This window comes from Mycobacterium sp. NGS19 (assembly GCF_059813155.1).
In genome coordinates this window covers 744,149-761,417 of sequence record NZ_JCALEB010000002.1, presented here as the reverse complement: position 1 = coordinate 761,417, position 17,269 = coordinate 744,149, and the positions used below count along the sequence as shown (strand labels likewise).

16 protein-coding genes are annotated in these 17,269 nt (G+C 67.8%); 6 read left to right on the top strand and 10 right to left on the bottom strand.

Annotation, left to right across the window (positions count from 1 at the left end; genetic code table 11):
• Positions 1–36 precede the first annotated feature (36 nt).
• Positions 37–534, top strand: a complete 498-nt coding sequence (locus AC5Y4N_RS09045; protein WP_499904581.1) for a DUF309 domain-containing protein — start codon at positions 37–39, stop codon at positions 532–534.
• Here the strand turns inward: AC5Y4N_RS09045 and AC5Y4N_RS09040 are convergent.
• Genes AC5Y4N_RS09040 through AC5Y4N_RS09025 form a run of 4 tightly spaced genes read right to left on the bottom strand, consistent with a single transcriptional unit; the run spans position 506 to position 4,322 of the window.
• The gene (locus AC5Y4N_RS09040) at positions 506–1,246 is read right to left on the bottom strand and encodes a hypothetical protein (protein ID WP_499904587.1); all 741 of its coding nucleotides are present in this window, start codon (positions 1,244–1,246) and stop codon (positions 506–508) included. The genes AC5Y4N_RS09045 and AC5Y4N_RS09040 overlap by 29 nt on opposite strands.
• The gene (locus AC5Y4N_RS09035; RefSeq protein WP_499904590.1) at positions 1,243–2,436 is read right to left on the bottom strand and encodes a zinc ribbon domain-containing protein; all 1,194 of its coding nucleotides are present in this window, start codon (positions 2,434–2,436) and stop codon (positions 1,243–1,245) included. The genes AC5Y4N_RS09040 and AC5Y4N_RS09035 overlap by 4 nt, the downstream gene beginning before the upstream one ends.
• Positions 2,436–3,995 carry a S53 family peptidase gene (locus AC5Y4N_RS09030; protein WP_499904593.1) on the bottom strand — a complete coding sequence of 520 codons (1,560 nt, stop codon included), beginning with the start codon at positions 3,993–3,995 and terminating at the stop codon, positions 2,436–2,438. Before AC5Y4N_RS09030 ends, AC5Y4N_RS09035 begins: the two co-directional genes overlap by 1 nt.
• A 57-nt stretch (positions 3,996–4,052) precedes the next feature.
• Complete coding sequence (locus AC5Y4N_RS09025) at positions 4,053–4,322, bottom strand: hypothetical protein (RefSeq protein WP_499904597.1); 270 nt, start codon at positions 4,320–4,322, stop codon at positions 4,053–4,055.
• 114 nt (positions 4,323–4,436) lie between these two features.
• Between AC5Y4N_RS09025 and AC5Y4N_RS09020 the strand changes: the two genes are divergently transcribed.
• Positions 4,437–4,877, top strand: coding sequence for an SRPBCC family protein (locus AC5Y4N_RS09020; RefSeq protein WP_499904599.1), 441 nt, complete (start codon positions 4,437–4,439; stop codon positions 4,875–4,877).
• Positions 4,874–5,200: a carboxymuconolactone decarboxylase family protein gene (locus tag AC5Y4N_RS09015; protein WP_499904602.1), complete on the top strand. Its 327-nt coding sequence runs from the start codon at positions 4,874–4,876 to the stop codon at positions 5,198–5,200. The genes AC5Y4N_RS09020 and AC5Y4N_RS09015 overlap by 4 nt, the downstream gene beginning before the upstream one ends.
• A 2-nt stretch (positions 5,201–5,202) precedes the next feature.
• Here AC5Y4N_RS09015 and AC5Y4N_RS09010 read toward each other — a convergent pair whose 3' ends face one another.
• Positions 5,203–5,994 carry a HugZ family pyridoxamine 5'-phosphate oxidase gene (locus tag AC5Y4N_RS09010; protein ID WP_499904604.1) on the bottom strand — a complete coding sequence of 264 codons (792 nt, stop codon included), beginning with the start codon at positions 5,992–5,994 and terminating at the stop codon, positions 5,203–5,205.
• Between the two features lie 107 nt (positions 5,995–6,101).
• On the opposite strand from AC5Y4N_RS09010, the gene AC5Y4N_RS09005 reads away from it, so the two are divergent.
• Together AC5Y4N_RS09005 and AC5Y4N_RS09000 are read left to right on the top strand one after the other, a co-directional pair.
• Positions 6,102–7,904 (top strand): thiamine pyrophosphate-requiring protein, encoded by a 1,803-nt coding sequence (locus AC5Y4N_RS09005; protein ID WP_499904607.1) that lies wholly within the window; start codon positions 6,102–6,104, stop codon positions 7,902–7,904.
• Entirely contained in the window at positions 7,901–9,013 is a 1,113-nt protein-coding gene (locus AC5Y4N_RS09000; RefSeq protein ID WP_499904609.1) for an enolase C-terminal domain-like protein, read from the top strand. The genes AC5Y4N_RS09005 and AC5Y4N_RS09000 overlap by 4 nt, the downstream gene beginning before the upstream one ends.
• Here AC5Y4N_RS09000 and AC5Y4N_RS08995 read toward each other — a convergent pair.
• Positions 9,010–9,585: a TetR/AcrR family transcriptional regulator gene (locus tag AC5Y4N_RS08995; RefSeq protein ID WP_499904611.1), complete on the bottom strand. Its 576-nt coding sequence runs from the start codon at positions 9,583–9,585 to the stop codon at positions 9,010–9,012. The genes AC5Y4N_RS09000 and AC5Y4N_RS08995 overlap by 4 nt on opposite strands.
• 91 nt (positions 9,586–9,676) lie before the next feature.
• Here AC5Y4N_RS08995 and AC5Y4N_RS08990 point away from each other — a divergent pair, with 91 nt between their 5' ends.
• A complete protein-coding gene (locus tag AC5Y4N_RS08990) occupies positions 9,677–10,519 on the top strand; it encodes a SigB/SigF/SigG family RNA polymerase sigma factor (protein ID WP_499904613.1) in 843 nt (280 codons plus the stop codon).
• A gap of 6 nt (positions 10,520–10,525) precedes the next feature.
• Here AC5Y4N_RS08990 and AC5Y4N_RS08985 read toward each other — a convergent pair whose 3' ends face one another.
• The 4 genes from AC5Y4N_RS08985 to AC5Y4N_RS08970 form a co-directional block, all read right to left on the bottom strand.
• A complete protein-coding gene (locus AC5Y4N_RS08985) occupies positions 10,526–11,368 on the bottom strand; it encodes a nitroreductase family protein (protein WP_499904616.1) in 843 nt (280 codons plus the stop codon).
• Positions 11,369–11,450: 82 nt separating this feature from the next.
• Positions 11,451–13,241 carry a glycoside hydrolase family 15 protein gene (locus tag AC5Y4N_RS08980; RefSeq protein ID WP_499904618.1) on the bottom strand — a complete coding sequence of 597 codons (1,791 nt, stop codon included), beginning with the start codon at positions 13,239–13,241 and terminating at the stop codon, positions 11,451–11,453.
• Positions 13,241–14,299: a glucose 1-dehydrogenase gene (locus AC5Y4N_RS08975; RefSeq protein ID WP_499904620.1), complete on the bottom strand. Its 1,059-nt coding sequence runs from the start codon at positions 14,297–14,299 to the stop codon at positions 13,241–13,243. Before AC5Y4N_RS08975 ends, AC5Y4N_RS08980 begins: the two co-directional genes overlap by 1 nt.
• The gene (locus tag AC5Y4N_RS08970; RefSeq protein WP_499904624.1) at positions 14,257–17,250 is read right to left on the bottom strand and encodes an FAD-binding and (Fe-S)-binding domain-containing protein; all 2,994 of its coding nucleotides are present in this window, start codon (positions 17,248–17,250) and stop codon (positions 14,257–14,259) included. The genes AC5Y4N_RS08975 and AC5Y4N_RS08970 overlap by 43 nt, the downstream gene beginning before the upstream one ends.
• Positions 17,251–17,269: the final 19 nt, after the last annotated feature.

Sequence of the window (17,269 nt, the reverse complement as noted above, 5' to 3'; positions counted from 1 at the left end):
CCCCAAGCACCCATCGAGCACAAGGACCAACCGGGTATGCCGTCACGCGACCGCGACGAGTCGGGCAACGCCCGCAATGCGCGTCCCCGCGACGCGTTGGGCCGGCCGCTCCCGCGCGGCAGCCAGGGCGTGCCCCGCATCCCCGACGACCTCGACCTCGCGCCGACCGAAACCCTGCGCTACGCCCAAGACCTCCTCGACCGTGGGCTCGCGTTCAACGCTCACGAGGTGCTGGAGGCGGCCTGGAAAAACGGGCCCGCCCAAGAACGCATGCTGTGGCAGGGGCTGGCTCAACTGGCAGTCGGGATCACCCATATCCAGCGCGGAAACCGCAGGGGCGCAAGCGCACTGCTCGACCGCGCGGTGGCCCGGCTGAAATCGAGCGCGCGGCCGGTGCCGCACGGGATCGACGCCGACGGGCTGGTGCGCCACGCCGAGCAGTTGAGTGCCGACGTGCGCGCCGGCGCCGACATCACACCGGAGCGGCTGCGGCCGCGTCTGGTGGTCAGCGCGGCGGGTCGCCCCGCCACATGAAGCTGTTGACGTAGGCGGCCATGTCCAGCGCGAGCGCAAGATTGACGCCCGACGGCTGGCCGGTGCTGAAGTCCGGCGTGAAGCGGTGGTACGGACCGACGGCCGCGGCGATCAATGCCAGATCGTGCTTCACCGCGACCATCACCAGCACGCGCAGCCGCACGAAGTTGCCCGCCGCGTCTTGTGGATATACGTCAGCCACCTCGCCGTAGCCCAGCTGGTAGCCGACCATCGCGTTCGGGATCTCGTAGTCCTTGACCGCGTCGGGATAGGTCTCGTCGAGCAGCTCGTGCGCGATGTCGACCGGCTGCCGGCCCAGTGCCGGCTCGCCGAACAGCTGCATGGTGCCGCCGTCACCGCCGGTGAACTCCGCGGTCACGCCGTTCGGTTTCATGCTGACGCGGTAGGCGGTGCCCGGACCGGGGTACGCCACGGAGAATGCACCGTCTCCAGACGTGAAGCGCGGCAACCGTTGCACCGGTTTTCCGAGTGGCGGCTGGCCGCAGTCCGGTGGGCAGACGTATCGCGGTGCCGATGGGGTGAGCAGTTGAAACGCCACCACCACGCCGACGATCACCACGGCCACCCCGACCAGAAGCTGCACCAGCACCCGGCGATGCGAGGTGTGCCGTACCGGCGCCGCCGCATAAGAGCCTGCCGGCAGCGCGTAGCCCGGTAGCACCGAGTGATCGAGGGATGCGGGCGCGCTCACGGACCCTCCGGGCGCGGCTCGATCCGCACGGGCCGGTGTCGCCGTCTTTCGGTGCGTGACGTGCGGGACGACGCGCGGATGGCCGCGCCACAATGCGGGCAGAACGCCATGTCGGGGATCACGTGCCTGCAGTGCTCGCACAACAGCGGTTCGGAGCTCACCGGCTCTTGTGTCTCACGCAGCAGCGCCATGTGCAGCACCATCCGCAGGGCCAGCAGCATCATCAGCGCGACCGCCAAATGCACCACCAATTGCCATGTTTCGGGGGCAGGAGACGCATCCGTCAGCCCGACGATCGCGTAGGCGATGAGTATGGTCACCGTGGCGGGCAGTGGATGCGCTAGCGCCTGACCTCGATGTTGGTGTGCTGGAACGGGTTTGGTGAACCAGAGGGTCGCGCCGAGCATGCCGCCGGCCGTCGCGGCGACGAGGGACATCGCCACGCCGCGAATGACGGCTTCGGCGATCAGCCCGATGATCGGGCGGTTGGTGGCCATCAACCCGGTGGCGAACTGCGGCGTCAACCGCGTGAGCGTGGCAGCGGCGGTGAAGCTCATCGCCGTGATCGCGCCTACGAGAAAGCCGTCCAATGACTCGCGTGGGCCGACACTCCACAGCCGCGCCGCCACGCTCGGCACCAGCATCACCAGTGCACCGCCGACCGGGATCAGAAGCCCCTCCCACAGCGGCTGCTTGAACTCCATGCCAGTGCGAAACGCGACGTCGTAGCTGCGGGCGATTACCGCGCCGGTTTGCCACGCCCAGCCGACGCCCAGGACGATCGCCAGAGCCGTACTGAACAGCAGGACGCGCCGCGGCAGATCGCGGTAGGTGTGCGACTCGAGCAGATAGAGATGGAACAGCAGCGGCAAGCCGAGCACGCTGACCGCAATCAACGGCGCCTGCCACCGCAGCGCCGAGAACGCGGCCAACGCCGCCACCAGCACCGCCAATCCGATCCGGAACGGCGCTTGAGAGCGGTGGTGCAGATGCGGGAACAGCGAGCTCGTCACCGACGGCAGCAACACGTGCTGGGTCGGTGCCGCACTGAACGCCCGCAACCGCAGCCACGCCGGCCCGTCACCGCGCTGCGCCACCAGGTGTGAGCCGCAATAGCCACAGAACGCGCCCGCGGGCACGTCGGCTTCGCACACCGGGCACGCGGTGGTCGGCACCTCGCCGGTACTCATCACGCGCCCTTCTGGATGTCGAGGATGTCGCGGGCCAGGTTCGTCACGTTCGGCGGCCCCAGCCCGGTGATCAGGTCGTATCCCGGGGTGGCGACATCCACTGCGTTCGCGCCGAGCGACACGTCGCGAAACGCCGGGCGCGACGCCCCGGCCGCCACCCGGTACAGCAGCGGGTTCAGCGCACCCAGCGCATGGCCGCTGTTGGCGATCAGGTACTGGTTCATCACTGCGGCGAGTCCGGCCCAGATCGGTGCCGCCTGCGAGGTGCCGCCGCCGACCAGCACCTGCTGGCCGAACACGATCCGCAGTCCGGTGAACGGGTCTGCGACCGCGGCGACGTCGGGAGACAGCCGGTGGGTGCCGTCTCGCGCCGACGTGACACCCTGTTGCCATCCGGGGCGTGCGAAGAGCGCCGACACGCCGCCGCTGCTGCCGGTTGTCAGAGGCGAGTTCACCCACGCCTGCTCGGCCAGCCACCCCCCGTTCTCGTCGAGCGACAACGCCGTGCCACCCACTGCGGTCATCTCCGGCAACGACGAAACCGCGTCCAGGCCAATATCATTCGGCCCCGGCGGGGATGACCAATCGTCACCGCCCTTGCACTGCAGGCCGCCGTTGTCGCCGGTGGCTGCGAACGCTGCGGTACCGCGGGCCTGCGCCTTGGCGAGCGCCGCGCGGACCGGCGCGAGATCGGCGGCAGTCAACAACCGGTCACACGCCCAGCCGATCGACAGGCTCCAGACCGCGCCCGGGAAGCGTCGATCGGCGTCGTCGAACATCGCCGCAATCTTCTCGAAATTGCCGTCGCCTTGAAGTGTGGGCACGGCATTGATTACCACCAGCTGCGCGTCCGGGGCGACCGCATGGGCGACCTCGAGATCCATCGTGGTCTCGCCGGTCGGCTTGCCCGGTTGACCGCCGATGAGCACCGGTGCGAAGGACGGCAGCCCTGATTGCTGTGCGAACGTATCGAGGTCGGCTTGGTCGAAACCGTCGAATTCGAAGAACACGATGGTGGCGCCTTTACCGGTGAAGCCTTGAGCAACAAGGCCATTCGCGTTGTAAGCCGTCAACAGCTCGACAGGGGTCAGGCCCGGCTGGCGGCCGGTCAGCGGCACAGGCGGGCGTGCCGTGTGGTGCGGTGTATAGCCGAGGATCCTTCCGACGCCGCTCACTTCGAGGTCCAGCGAAGCCGGCATGGACGGCTGCTGCGGCGACGCGTAGAACACCTGACCGCGCCGCCCGCGGTACTCGTGCACCGCGACGTCGAACGTCTCGGCGACGGCGCTGGGTGCGCCCTCCACGATCGCCCAGGTGTCGCCCGGACGCCAGCGCACCGACAGCGCGTTGTCGCGCGCCCAAGCCGCCAACGCTCGCGGCCGGCTTGCGTCCCGCAGCATGACGGTCATCTGTACCTCGCCGGTGGACGCGTGCCCGAGATCGGTTGAAGCGCTGAGCAATAACGCCAGTGGGCCGTCGACCACACGTGAATCCGGCGATGACGGACGCAGGTCGGACGCGGCGGTCAGCAACACAACCACGGCCCCGAACACCCGCATCCAGCGGGTCCACGCGGACCTCGACGTCTGCGCCGGCTTCGCGACCGCTCCTACGACCTACTCGTGACTGCGCTTGTGCGTCGACACGGTGGGCATGGGCTGAACCGGCGTGGGCGTGAACAGGTTCGGTCCGTTGGGGCTGATGTCGTGCTGTGTCGGCGACACCGGCGGCGGAGTAGTGGTGGTAGTTGTGGTCGTGGTGGGAGGCGTTGTGGTGGAGGGCTTTTCCTCACCTTTGCCGCCGCAACCGGCGGTCAGACCGCCCATCGCGATCAGTGCGCCGGCACCCGCGACAGCTGCCCAACGCGTGACCGAACGTGACCTCATCGCGATTCCCGTCTGTAGGTGTGGCACTGTACTGGCACGCTACCGCAGATCAGCGGAGTGGGCGGCCAGTTGACCACCGTCGCACGCTGGGCAGACCGAAGATCGAGGAGGCTCATGGTCCAGCTACACGTGCAGCGCACAATCGCGGCTCCGCCACAGGAGGTCTTCGATTGGCTGGCCGAGCCAGCCAATCTGACCGCCGCTCCGCTGGCTTTGACGGCTGGCTATACGAACGACTCACCGGCGCCCGGCGTAGGAGCTCTGCGCGAGGTGACCGGGCTAGGCTTGTGGTTTCGCGAGCGGATCACCGGCTACGACCCGCCGCACAGCTACTCGTATCTGATCCTGCGGGCGTTTCCGCCCATTGCACACGACGGTGGAACACTGACGCTGACGCCCGTGCAAGACGGAAAACGCGTCGACTGGACGAGCAGCTACACCCACCCGGTCCACGGCGGCGGCAAATTGATGGAGGCGGTCAGCTCGCGACTGCTGCGGTCGAGCTTCGCCGCGATACTGGCGGCGTGCGCGAAGGCATTGGAAAAGCAGCGATGACCAACTATCCGGAGTCTCCGCGTGAGGCCGCGCGGCGTTTCACTCCCCAGCTCACCGAGTTGATCAATGATCCGCTGTATTCGGACGTGTGGACCGATGAACGCCTCAGCCCGCGCGACCGCAGCATCGCGACGCTGGCCGCGCTGACGGCGCTCTACCGCCCCGACGAGCTGCCCGCGCATCTGCGCCGCGCCGTCGACAACGGGCTGACGCACGACGAGATCTCAGCGCTGATCACCCATGTCGCGTTCTACGGCGGTTTCCCGGCCGCGATCTCGGCGTCGATCATCGCCGCCGACACCCTGTTGGGCGACGAGGGCTGACGTCATGACGACCGGCGGACCAATTCAATTGCAGCCGAACGCAATTGGTCGACCGAATCGATAGCTGACGCGAACCCGACTCGGGTATAAGCCCTTCCGCGGGGCGTGGTGACTCTCAGGTCGAGCCCGTAGCGGTCGACGCCGGTGCAGGTGGCGGACTGCGCGTCGGGGTATCCGCCGAGCACCCGTGCCATCGAGGTCAGCGAGTCGGCGTGGTCGGCGTTGAGGTGTTCGATCGCCGCTGCGGCCAGTGGCTTCACCGGATCAGGTGCTGCGGACAGGTACTCCGCACCCGTCGTCGAATCCATCCGGCCGTAGCCTCCCACCCAGCGCACCCGCTGCACGCGCAGCACCCACACGGAGAAGTCGCTGTAGTCGATGTAGTACTTGGCCGCGGGCACCGCAGCGAGATGGGCGCTGCGGGCCGCGTCGAGTTCGTCGCCAACCGGGCGTTCAGCCTTGCCCGCCAGTGTGATTCGGGAATTGGCCAGTGGGTCGGCGTCGGTGCTGGGGGCGACGATCGACAGGCTCGCGCGCGGATCGTGGTCGAGGTTGCGGCCGTGCTCGGCCATCCGCGACACGCACAACACCGGCGCGCCGTTCAGCAGCCCGTAGGTGACCAGCGACGCCCACGGATCACCGCCCGTGGTCAGCGTGGCCAAGGTGGCGGTGTTGGTGGACGCCGCGATGGTGCGGGCTTCCTCGGCAGCCGACGGTCGGCGCGGGTTGACGACCGGCGCCAGGGGAGGCGGCACCGAGGGCGCGTCGCCCGGATCGCCGTGATCGCGCGTCACGTCGGCACGATACCCCGGCTCACAGCGGCCTCGGCTTTCTGTCTACGCCGAGCAGTTGCCGGGTAACACCTTCCTCGAGCTGACTTCAATCGAGAAGAGGTGTCCCGATGTCATCGACCACGGTGGCCGACTTTGTGCTGGAACGACTCCGCGACTGGGGCGTCGAGAAAGTCTTCGCGTACGCGGGCGATGGCATCAACGGCCTGCTCGGCGCCTGGGGCCGCGCCGACAACAACCCCAAGTTCATCCAGGCTCGCCACGAAGAGATGTGTGCATTCGAGGCGGTGGGCTATGCGAAATTCAGCGGCCGCATCGGTGTCTGCGCGGCGACGTCCGGGCCGGGCGCTATCCACCTGCTCAACGGGCTCTACGACGCGAAGCTGGACCGCGTGCCCATGCTCGCGATCGTCGGGCAGACCAACCGCAGCGCCATGGGCGGCTCATACCAGCAAGAGGTCGACTTGATGAGCTTGTTCAAAGACGTCGCCAGCGACTACATCCAGATGGTGACGGTGCCCGAGCAGCTGCCCAACGTGCTCGACCGCGCGATCCGCACCGCGATGACCCGCCGCGCGCCGACGGCCGTCATCATCCCCGCCGATGTGCAAGAGCTCGACTACTCGCCGCCGTCGCACGCGTTCAAGATGGTGCCGTCGAGCGTGGGCTTCGAATGGCCGGTCGTCACACCAGACCCCGACGGTGTGCGCCGCGCCGCTGAGGTGCTCAACGCCGGTAGCCGGGTGGCGATGTTGATCGGCTGCGGTGCGCGAGGCGCCGCGGCCGAGGTCACCCAGGTTGCTGACGTGCTCGGCGCCGGCGTCGCGAAAGCCCTTCTGGGAAAAGACGTTCTGTCCGACGAGTTGCCGTGGGTGACCGGCTCGATCGGTCTGCTGGGCACCCGGCCGAGTTACGAGATGATGCGCGACTGCGACACGCTGCTGACTGTCGGGTCCAGCTTCCCTTACACGCAGTTCCTGCCCGGCTTCGACCAGGCCCGTGGCGTCCAGATCGACATCGATCCGGCGCTGATCGGGATGCGCTACCCCAACGAGGTCAACCTCGTCGGCGACGCCGCCGCGACGCTTCGGGAGCTGCTGCCGCTGCTGCAGCGCAAAGAGGACCGGTCCTGGCGCAAGAAGATCGAAGACAACGTCGCCCGGTGGTGGGAAACCATGGCGATGGAGGCCCGCGTCGAAGCCGACCCGATCAACCCGATGCTGCTGTTCGCGGAGCTGTCGAAACGCTTGCCGCCCAACGCGATCGTCACCGCGGACTCGGGGTCGGCGGCCAATTGGTATGCGCGGCAGCTGAAGTTCCGCGACGGCGTGCGCGGATCGCTGTCCGGCACGCTGGCCACGATGGGTCCCGGCGTGCCGTACGGCATCGGCGCGAAGTTCGCCCATCCGGACCGGCCGGCGATCGTGTTCGCGGGCGACGGCGCGATGCAGATGAACGGCATGGCCGAGCTCATCACGATCGCCCACTACTACAAGGAGTGGTCCGACCCGCGGATCATCGTCGCGGTGCTGCACAACAACGACCTGAACCAGGTGACCTGGGAGATGCGGGCAATGGGTGGATCGCCGAAATTCCCTGAGTCGCAGACACTTCCGGATGTGGATTACGCCGCGTTCGCGGCCAGCCTGGGCTTCGGATCGGTGACGGTGACCGAGCCGGACCACATCGCGCCGGCATGGGATCAGGCGTTGGCGGCCGACCGGCCGACCGTGCTCGACGTGCACTGCGATCCCGACATCCCGCCGGTGCCCCCGCATGCGACCTTCGAGCAGATGAAAGACGCCGCGACGGCCGTGCTGAAGGGTGACGAGGACGCGTTCGGGATCCTCAAGGAGGGCATCAAAGTCAAGGCGCAGGAGTTCCTACCGCACCGCGACACCGCGAAGCGATGAGCGCGGTTGCGGCCGAGACCGCAATCCGCGAGGTGGACGCCGCGGCGTACACGATTCCGACGGATGCGCCCGAGGCCGACGGCACGTTCACGTGGACGTCGACCACGCTGGTGCTCGTGACGGTCCGCGCGGGCCACCAAGTGGGTGTCGGATGGACATACGGGCCCGCGGTCTGCGCGAACTTCGTGCGCGACGAACTCGCCGGCGTCGTGTGCGGACACGATGCGTTCGACGTCGGCGGCGCCTTCGACGCGATGGTGAAGTCCGTGCGCAACGCCGGCCGGCCCGGCGTAGCCGGGTATGCGATCTCGGCTGTCGACGTTGCGCTGTGGGACCTCAAGGGCCGCCTGCTCGACCTGCCGCTGCACCGACTCCTCGGCGCTGTGCGTGCCGACGTCGCGATCTACGGCAGCGGCGGCTTCACCAGCTACGACGACGCCCGCCTCACCGAGCAGCTCAGCGGTTGGGTGCACCAGCGGCAGATACCGCGAGTCAAAATCAAGATCGCCGAGTCGTGGGGTGGTGACACGGCTCGCGACCTTCGCCGAATGACGTTGGCGCGCAAGGTGATCGGGGATGCTGCACTGTTCGTCGACGCCAACGGCGGTTACACCGGCAAGCAGGCGGTGCGCGTCATGCGGGAGGCCTCCGGGCTCGGCGTCACGTGGTTCGAGGAGCCGGTGTCATCCGACGACCTCGTAGGCTTGCGCGCGGTGCGCGCCGCCGTGGACGCCGACGTCGCGGCGGGGGAGTACGGCAGCGATCTCACCTATTTCCGGCGCATGTGCGCCGCCGAGGCAGTCGACTGCCTGCAAGTCGACGCGTCGCGGTGCGGCGGCATCACCGAATGGCAGCGTGCGGCCGCCGTGGCAGCGGCGCACGGGCTAGAGGTGTCCGGCCACTGCGCCCCGCATTTGCACGTGCATGCGGCGGCTGCGACGCCGAATCTGCGTCACCTCGAGTGGTTCCATGACCACGTGCGGATCGAGTCGCTGGCGTTCGACGGGACGCTGGATCCGACCGGCGGAACGGTCGAGCCGAAGCAGGCGGACATCGGCCACGGCCTCAGCGTGCGCCAGGCCGACCTGGAGCGGTACCGGCGGGCCTAGCGCCGGTACGCGTCGATCAGCCAGACCGCCATGGTCTTGGCCCGCCGGGCGGCCTCCAAGTCGCCTTCGGCGGCCGCGACGATGCTGCCTTTCATCAAGACGTTGAAGGACCACGAGAACTCGTCCGGGTCGCGCAGGCCTGCGCGTTGCGCACGCTGCCGCACGATCGTGCGGATGTTGTCGAGGTGCGCGATGCAGGCTTGACCGATCGGGCCCTCGGCGCCCATCTCCATCAAGACTTTGACGAACGAGCACGCCTCGTAGTCCGTGCGCTGGTGGAACCAGTCGTGGAACACGTCGAAGATCGCCAGCAGCTGGCCCTCGGGATCGTCGGCGCGTTGCGCCGACTGCCGGTCGACGATGTCGACGGTCCACTGCTGTTCGCGTTCTTCCAGGAACGCCAGCACCAGCTCGTCCTTGGACGGAAAATGCCGGTACAGCGTGGTCTTGGCGACGTTGGCCTTCTCCACCACTTCGTCGACTCCTACATCGCGGATGCCGCGCCGGGTGAACAGCTCGTACGCGGTCGCGATGATCCGCTCACGCGCGTCGGCTGATTGGGTGACGCTCATCAGCGAATCCTCTCTCAGGTTTGTACCAGACCGGTACGGGTAGTCTACGCTACAGACAGGTCTGTAGCGCTGGGAAGGGGGCTACTTCTCGATGGATGTTTCCGCTGACCACGACCGCACGTGCCGGCCGCCGTCGCCGCAACCCCAATCAACCGACGAGGACTACTCCCACGTGGAGGCGATGCTCGAGGAGTTGGCCGACATCCCCCGCGAGAGCGCCCAGTTCGAACGCCAGCGCAACGACGTGATCACCAGGTGTCTGCCGCTGGCCGACCACATCGCCTACCGATTCGTCGGCCGCGGCGAACCGGGCGACGACCTACTGCAGGTGGCCCGGCTTGGGCTGGTCAAGGCGGTGGACCGCTTCGATCCTGGCCGCGGGCGGTTCCTGGCCTACGCGGTGCCGACGATCTTCGGCGAGGTGCGCAGGTACTTCCGCGACAACACGTGGGGCATGCGGGTACCACGCAAGCTCAAAGACACCCATCTGCGCGTGCGTGCGGCTGTCGACCCGATGTCGCAGCGGCTCGGTCGCGCGCCGACAGCCGCCGAACTGGCCGGCGAACTCGGCATCGACTCCGACGAGGTGTCGCAGTCGCTGGACGCCGCGTACGCGTACCGGCCGTTGTCCCTCGACGCCGCGCTGCCCGGCAGCCACACCGGAGATGCCACGACGATGTCGCTGCACGGTGTCGAGGACCCGCACTACGGCATCGTCGAAGACTGCGTCGCGGTCGCGGGCCTGCTCACCCAAGTGTCAGAGCAGGAGCGCGAGATCCTGCGAATGCGGTTCTGCGACTGCATGACCCAGACCCAGATTGCTCAACGGCTGGGCAAGTCACAGGTGCATGTATCGCGGCTGCTGGCAAGCACACTCGATCGGCTGCGCCGCAGGCTGTGGGCGGAGATGGCCGCGCCGGCGACCGCGGGCTGATTGCACTTAACGGATGCCGCTGTCCCAGCTCGTCGTCTCCGCGACCGACAGTCGCTCGATTTCGGGCAGCGGATCGCTGTCGGGTGACCCCTGACCCAACCGGATCAATGCTTGCGGATAACGCTCACCGTCGAACACCTCACATGCGAGCGCCAGACGGTCTCGTGTTTGCCTGAGTGGGTCGGTGAGCGGGCAACTGGACAGTCCCAATGCCGTGGCGGACAACAGGAGCCGACTCAGCGCCTCACCTGCCTGCAGCCGCGCCGGATCGTCGTCCGTCTCGGTTCCCATCACGAGCAGCACACCGTCGTCCTCATGCGCCGGGTCTGCGCTGGCGGCTGTCCCGCCGTAGCGCAGCGCCACGCTGTCCCGGCGGAACCATCTCACGCGCGGAACCACGCCCAGGGTGACCCGACGGCGCGCCGCGCGGACATAGAGCAGTTCCAGCGTGCCGGGCGGAAGCGGGCCCTCGCCATACCGCCGTCGGTCGGCGCGGCGGCGTGCGATGACGTCGGCCAACTCTCTGGTGGGTTCGGGGCTCGGCGTCTCGATGATCTCGATCAGGGCCAGATGATCGCGGTCGGAGACGTCGGGGAAGCGCCGAACGTGGGTGTGCCAGCCGTGTGCCGCGAACGCCACGACGCAGTGGTCCAGCACAGCGCCGCAGCTCAGCAGGACGTCCCGCCGGTCGAAGTCGGCATCGCCGAGTTGGCGACTGCGGTCGGCGTACAGGTGCACACCTTCCCGGCTGACCCGCCAATGCCACGGCTGAGAATTCTGAACCGAAGGCGCTCGCGCAGCCATGTCCAACGCACTCTCCAGCGTGGCTGCATCGGGCAACGCTGCCACTCGTCACCACCTCCCCCCGCGCAGTTTGGCGTCATCTCGTCATCACCAGTGTCGCCGACGCTGCTTTCAGGATCGCCGAGAATCAATCAGAATCGGTCTCCGCGGACGTCCCGGTGAGCTGGCGTGCGGTGTTGACCAATCCGACCATGGAGAACGCCTGCGGGGTGTTGCCCACCTGGCGTCCGCTGCCCGTGTCGTATTCCTCGCTGAGCAGTCCGACGTCGTTGCGCAGCGACAGCAGCCGCTCGAAAAGCTCGCGAGCTTCGTCGCGGCGGCCGATGCCGTGCAGCGCGTCGGCGAGCCAGAACGTGCACGCCAGAAACGCGCCCTCATGTCCCGGTAGCCCGTCGACGCCGCCGTCGGCATCGGGCCGGTACCGCAAAAGAAAGCCGTCGCTCGACAATTCGCGCTGCACCGCCTTCACGGTGCCGAGCATTCTCGGATCGGTCCACGGCAGAAAGCCCACGCGGGGCAGCAGCAACAACGCGGCATCCAGCCCGCGCGAGCCGTAGAACTGGGTGAACGTCTCGCGGTCGGAGTCGTAGCCTTTGGCGCAGACGTCCGCGTGGATTTCGTCGCGTAGCGCGCGCCACTTGTCCACCGGGCCGTCGAGCCCCTGACACTCCACGGTGTGCACTGCCCGGTCGACGCCCGCCCATGCCATCACCTTGGAGTGCACGAAATGCCGCCGCGGACCGCGGACCTCCCAAAGACTGGAATCTGGCTCCTGCCAATGACTTTCGAGGAAATCCAAGAGCGCGCGCTGAACGTCCCACGCGGTCTCCTCGGCCGACAGTCCGGTGTCGCGGGCGAAGTGAAGGCCGTCCAAGACCTCGCCCCACACGTCTAGCTGGAATTGCGCTGCCGCAGCATTGCCCACGCGCACCGGCCGAGAGCCTTCGTAGCCGGACAGCCAGTCGAGCGTGAGCTCAGGCAGCCGGCGCGCGCCGTCGAGGCCGTACATGATCTGCAGCTTGGACGGGTCGCCGGCCACGGCTCGCACCAGCCAGTCGCGCCAGGCTTTGGCCTCGTCGATGTAACCGGTGCCCAGCAGCGCCTGCAGCGTGAACGACGCGTCGCGTAGCCAGCAATAGCGGTAGTCCCAATTGCGCACGCCGCCAAGGTCTTCCGGCAGCGACGTGGTAGCCGCGGCGGTGATGCCACCGGTGGGATGGTAGGTCAACGCCTTCAACGTGATCAGCGCGCGGCGCACCGCCGATTCCCACGGGCCGCGATAGGTGCAGTGGCTGATCCAGTCGTGCCAATACTTTTCGGTGTCGGTCAGCGACTGCTCGCCCTCGGCCCGCGTTTTCCAGGGTTGATAGGACGGCACATGGGTGAGCACAAACGGAATCCGCTGCCCGGCGCTCACGTCGAACTCGGCGACGCTGGCCATGTCGCGGCCGTGCACCGGCACCGGCGTCCGCAGACACACCGCATCCGGTCCGGCGACGGCGGTCAGTCCGGCGTCGTCGTGGCGCACCCACGGCACGATGTGCCCATAGTCGAAGCGGATAACCAGCCGCATGCTCATGCGCACCGTGCCCGTCAGCCCTTCGACGATCCGCACCACGTCGGCGGCGTCGCCACGCGGCGGCATGAAGTCGGTGACCCGCACCGACCCGCCGTCGGTGTCCCACTCGGTGTCCAAGATCAACGTGTCGTCGCGGTAGCCCCGCCGGGTCGCTGCTGCGCAGCCGGCCGGCGCGAGCCGCCAGTGTCCGGCCGACTCGTCGTGCAGCAGGGCCGCAAAGCATGCCCCGGAGTCGAACCGCGGCAGACACAGCCAGTCGATGCTGCCGTCGCGGCCGACCATCGCGGCCGTGTGCAGGTCACCGATCAGCGCGTAGTCCTCGATACGGCTGGGTGCCATCAGTTGCGCCCGTCGAGGTCGATCACCACTTTGACGTCGCCGTCTCGCTTCTCGAACGCCTCGGTGGCGCGCTCCAGCGGCACCCTGCGGGTGATCAGCCGCGCCAGCCACCCGGTGTCCGCGCGCGCCAGCACGTCGGCGGCCTGCTGGTAGTGACGCAGGTTCGCGTTGACCGAACCGACCACGACGTCGTTTTCCAGCACGATCTCCCGGTTCACCGCACCGGCGTCCACGCTGAGCTTCCGGCCGGTCGGCGACACCCCGGTCAGGCAGGTGATGCCGTAGGTGTCGGTGTGCTGCAGGGCGCTGAAGACCAGGCTCGCGACGCCGGTTGCCTCGATGACGACGTCGGGCTGCAGTTGCTTGGCGACGGAGTCGACGTCGTCGTGGTGGTAGGTCGCGCCCAGCGACTTCACCAGTTCGGGTTTGGGCCCGCTGGTGACCTGGTCCAGCACGTGGGTGTCCAGACCGCGCTGCGTGCCGATCAGTGCGGCCAGCAAACCGATCGGGCCGGCGCCGGTGACCAGCACCCGGTGCGGCTCGAACCAACTGCGCTGCCCTGTCGCGTCGACCTGCTCCCACGCCTTGGCCACCACCGAGGTGGGCTCCATCAGCACGCCGACGTCATGCAGCGCCGGGTCGAGCCGCACGGCGTAATCCTGTTCGACGGTCCACTGCTGGCTGCCGTAGCCGTGCAGTTCCTTGATGCCGCGTTCGCGGTATCGGCCGTTGCGGCACATGTCGAATTCCCCGTGCGCGCATGCACCGCACGGCACCGGATCCGGGCGGCGGACCACGCCGACCACCAGGTCACCTTCCCTGAAGTTGCTGTCCGGAGGCGCTTGGCGAACCCGGCCCAGCGATTCGTGGCCGAGCACCAACCACGGGGTGTCCGCCGGCGCCCAGCCGTATTCGCCGGCGACGATCTCCTTGTCGGTGCCGCACACGCCGACCGCGATGCCCTCGACCAGCAGCTCGCCCCCACCCGGCTCCGGGTCGGGCACGTCGGCGACCTTCAGCGTTCCACGGTGGCCCGGCTCGACAGTGATCGCTCGCATGCTTGTCCCTTTCCGTCGGCGAGTAGTTCGGCCAGGTGCAGTCCCTCACGGCCACTGGCCAGCTCGGCAATCTGGGTGCGGCAACTGAAGCCGTCGGCCAGTACCACGGTGTCCTGAGAGGCGCGGCGGATCTCGGGAAGCAGCACCCGTTCAGCGCATGCCTTGCTCACCTCGAGATGGCCGCGTTCGAAACCGAAATTGCCTGCCAATCCGCAGCATCCGGAGTCCAGGCGATGCACGTCCACGCCGGCGGCACGCAACAGTTCCTCGTCGGCCTGCCAGCCGAGCACCGCGTGCTGGTGGCAGTGCACCTGCGCCAGCGCGTCGACGTGGCGGGCGGGCGGGCAGTAGCCGGGCGAATGGCGGGTGAGCAATTCGGCCAGCGTGACGGTCTGGTCGCGCAGCCGCAACACGTCGTGGTCGTCGGGAAACAGCTCGGCCGCGTCCGCGCGAAAGACGGTGGTGCAGCTGGGTTCCAGCCCCACCACCAGCCCGCCGGCCCGCACGTGCGGCGCGAGTACTCGCACCGTACGCGACAGAACCTTCTTCGCGGTGGTGAGCTGTCCGGTGGACACCCAGGTCAGTCCGCAGCACAACGCCTTCGGCGGCAGGGTGACCGACCAGCCGGCGTCTTCGAGCACGGCAATGGCGGCCTGGCCGATGTGCGGATGAAAGCAGTCGGTGAAAGTGTCCGGCCACAGCATGACGGTGCCGCGCTCACCCGAGCCCCGCGGCGTGTGCGATCGAAACCATTGCCGCAGTGTCTGATTCGCGAACCGCGGGATGTCACGGTCCTCGATCCCGGCAGCGGCTATGACCGCCCGGCGCAGTTTCGGCGAGGCAGCGGCCGCGTTGAGCAGCGGCCCCAGTCGCGCGGCAGTCACCATGCGGGCGGCGACGGGTAGCCAGCCCATCGTCAGGTCGGAGCGCGGCCGGCGCCACTGCCGACCGGCATAGTGGTGCGCCAGGAATTCGGCCTTGTAGGTGGCCATGTCGACGTTGGCGGGGCAATCGGTCTTGCATCCCTTGCAGGCCAAGCACAAGTCGAGCGCATCCTTGACCGCTGCCGATCGCCACCCGTCGCCGCGGATCGGGCTATCGCCGTGACCGTCGAGCATCTCGAACAGCAGCCGGGCCCGGCCTCGCGTGGTGTAGTGCTCTTCGCGGGTCACCTGGTAGGACGGGCACATCACCTGACCGCCATCGGTGGAATGCTGGCGGCACTTGCCGACACCGACGCAGCGGTTGACAGCATGCACGAACGAGCCTTCGTCGTGCGGATATCGGAAGTGCAGGTCGGTGGGAGCCTTTGGGGCCCAATCCGATCCGAGTCGCAGGTTCTGGTCGAGGCGCCTGGGGAAGACCACCTTCCCCGGGTTCATCTTGTTGAACGGGTCGAAGATGCCCTTGAGCATTTCAAACGCGTCCATCAGCCGCGGGCCGAACATCCTGGGCAACAGCTCGCCCCGAGTCTGCCCGTCACCGTGCTCGCCGGACAGTGAGCCGCCGAACTCGCTTACCAGGTCGGCGGCGCATTGCAGGAACCGGCGATAGGTGGCCACCCCGTCGGCGGTGAACAGGTCGAACGGAATCCGGGTATGCACGCAGCCCTGGCCGAAGTGTCCGTAGAGACTGGGACCGGTGTCGCTCTCGTAACCGAAGTCGGCGAACAGCCCAGTCAACCGCCGCAGGTATTCGCCCAGCTTCTCGGGTGCGACCGCCGAATCTTCCCATCCCTCAAATGTTTCCGGACGGCCGGGGACATGCGCGGTCGCGGCCAGTCCGGCCTCGCGCACGTGCCACAGTTCCTCTTCACGATCGGGGTCGTCGAGGAATGCGACCGTCGGGTCGTGGTCGCCGCCTTCCAGTGCCTCGAGCAGCCGGTGAGCCCGCTGGTCGACGTGCTCTTTGTCGTGACCGCCGAATTGCACCATCAAAAACGCCGGCCCCTTGGGCAGCTTCCTCAACGCCTCTGGGTTGAGGTGCTTGAGCTGTTCGTCGCGAATCAGCTTGGAGTCCAAACCCTCTAATGCGATCGGCTGGTGCGGCAGCACAGCCGGTACGGCGTCGCCGGCTTTGTCGATGCTCGGATAACCCAGCACCACCAGCGTGCGCTCCGGCAGCACGTCGACCAACTTCAGCTCCGCTCGCAACACGGTGACCAACGTCGACTCACTGCCCACCAACAGCCCGGCCACGTCGAAGCTGTGCTCGGGCAGCAGCGAGTCCAGGTTGTAGCCGGACACCCGCCGCGGGATGTGCGGAAAGCCGTCGCGGATGTCGTCGGCGTACTCGTCGCGTAGTCGGCGCAGTTGGCGGTAGATCGCCGCACGCAGATCACCCCGCGCCTCGATGCGGGCGTACTCGTCGTCGGTGGTCGGTCCGCACCAGAACCGGGTGCCGTCGTAGCACAGAACTTCCAGGCGTGCGATGTTGTCGACGACCTTGCCGGTGCGTTGCGCGGTGGCGCCGCACGAATTGTTGCCGATCATCCCGCCCAGCGTGCAGTTCATGTGTGTGGCCGGCTCGGGCCCGAATCGCAAACCAGTACTTGCTAATTGGCGGTTGAGATCGTCGAGGACGATGCCCGGTTGCACCACGCAGCGACGGGCGTCGGCGTCGACGGACTCGAGCTTGTTGCAGTATTTGGACCAGTCGACCACCACGGCGGTGTTGGTGCACTGGCCGGCCAGGCTGGTGCCGCCGCCGCGGGAGAGGATAGGAGCGCCGCACTCGCGAGCAACGGCAACAGCGGTGGCCGCCGCCTCGGGCGTGTGCGGGATCACGACACCGATGGGCACTTGCCGAAAATTCGACGCATCGGTGGAATAGGCGGCCCGGCTCGCGTCGTCGAAGCGCACCTCGCCGTCGACGCGTTCGCGCAGCATGGTTTCCAGTCGTTGGGCTGTCACCGCGAAGTACTTCCCCAGTTTTCGACGGTTATCCAGCATGTCGGCCGGGTAAGTCTCT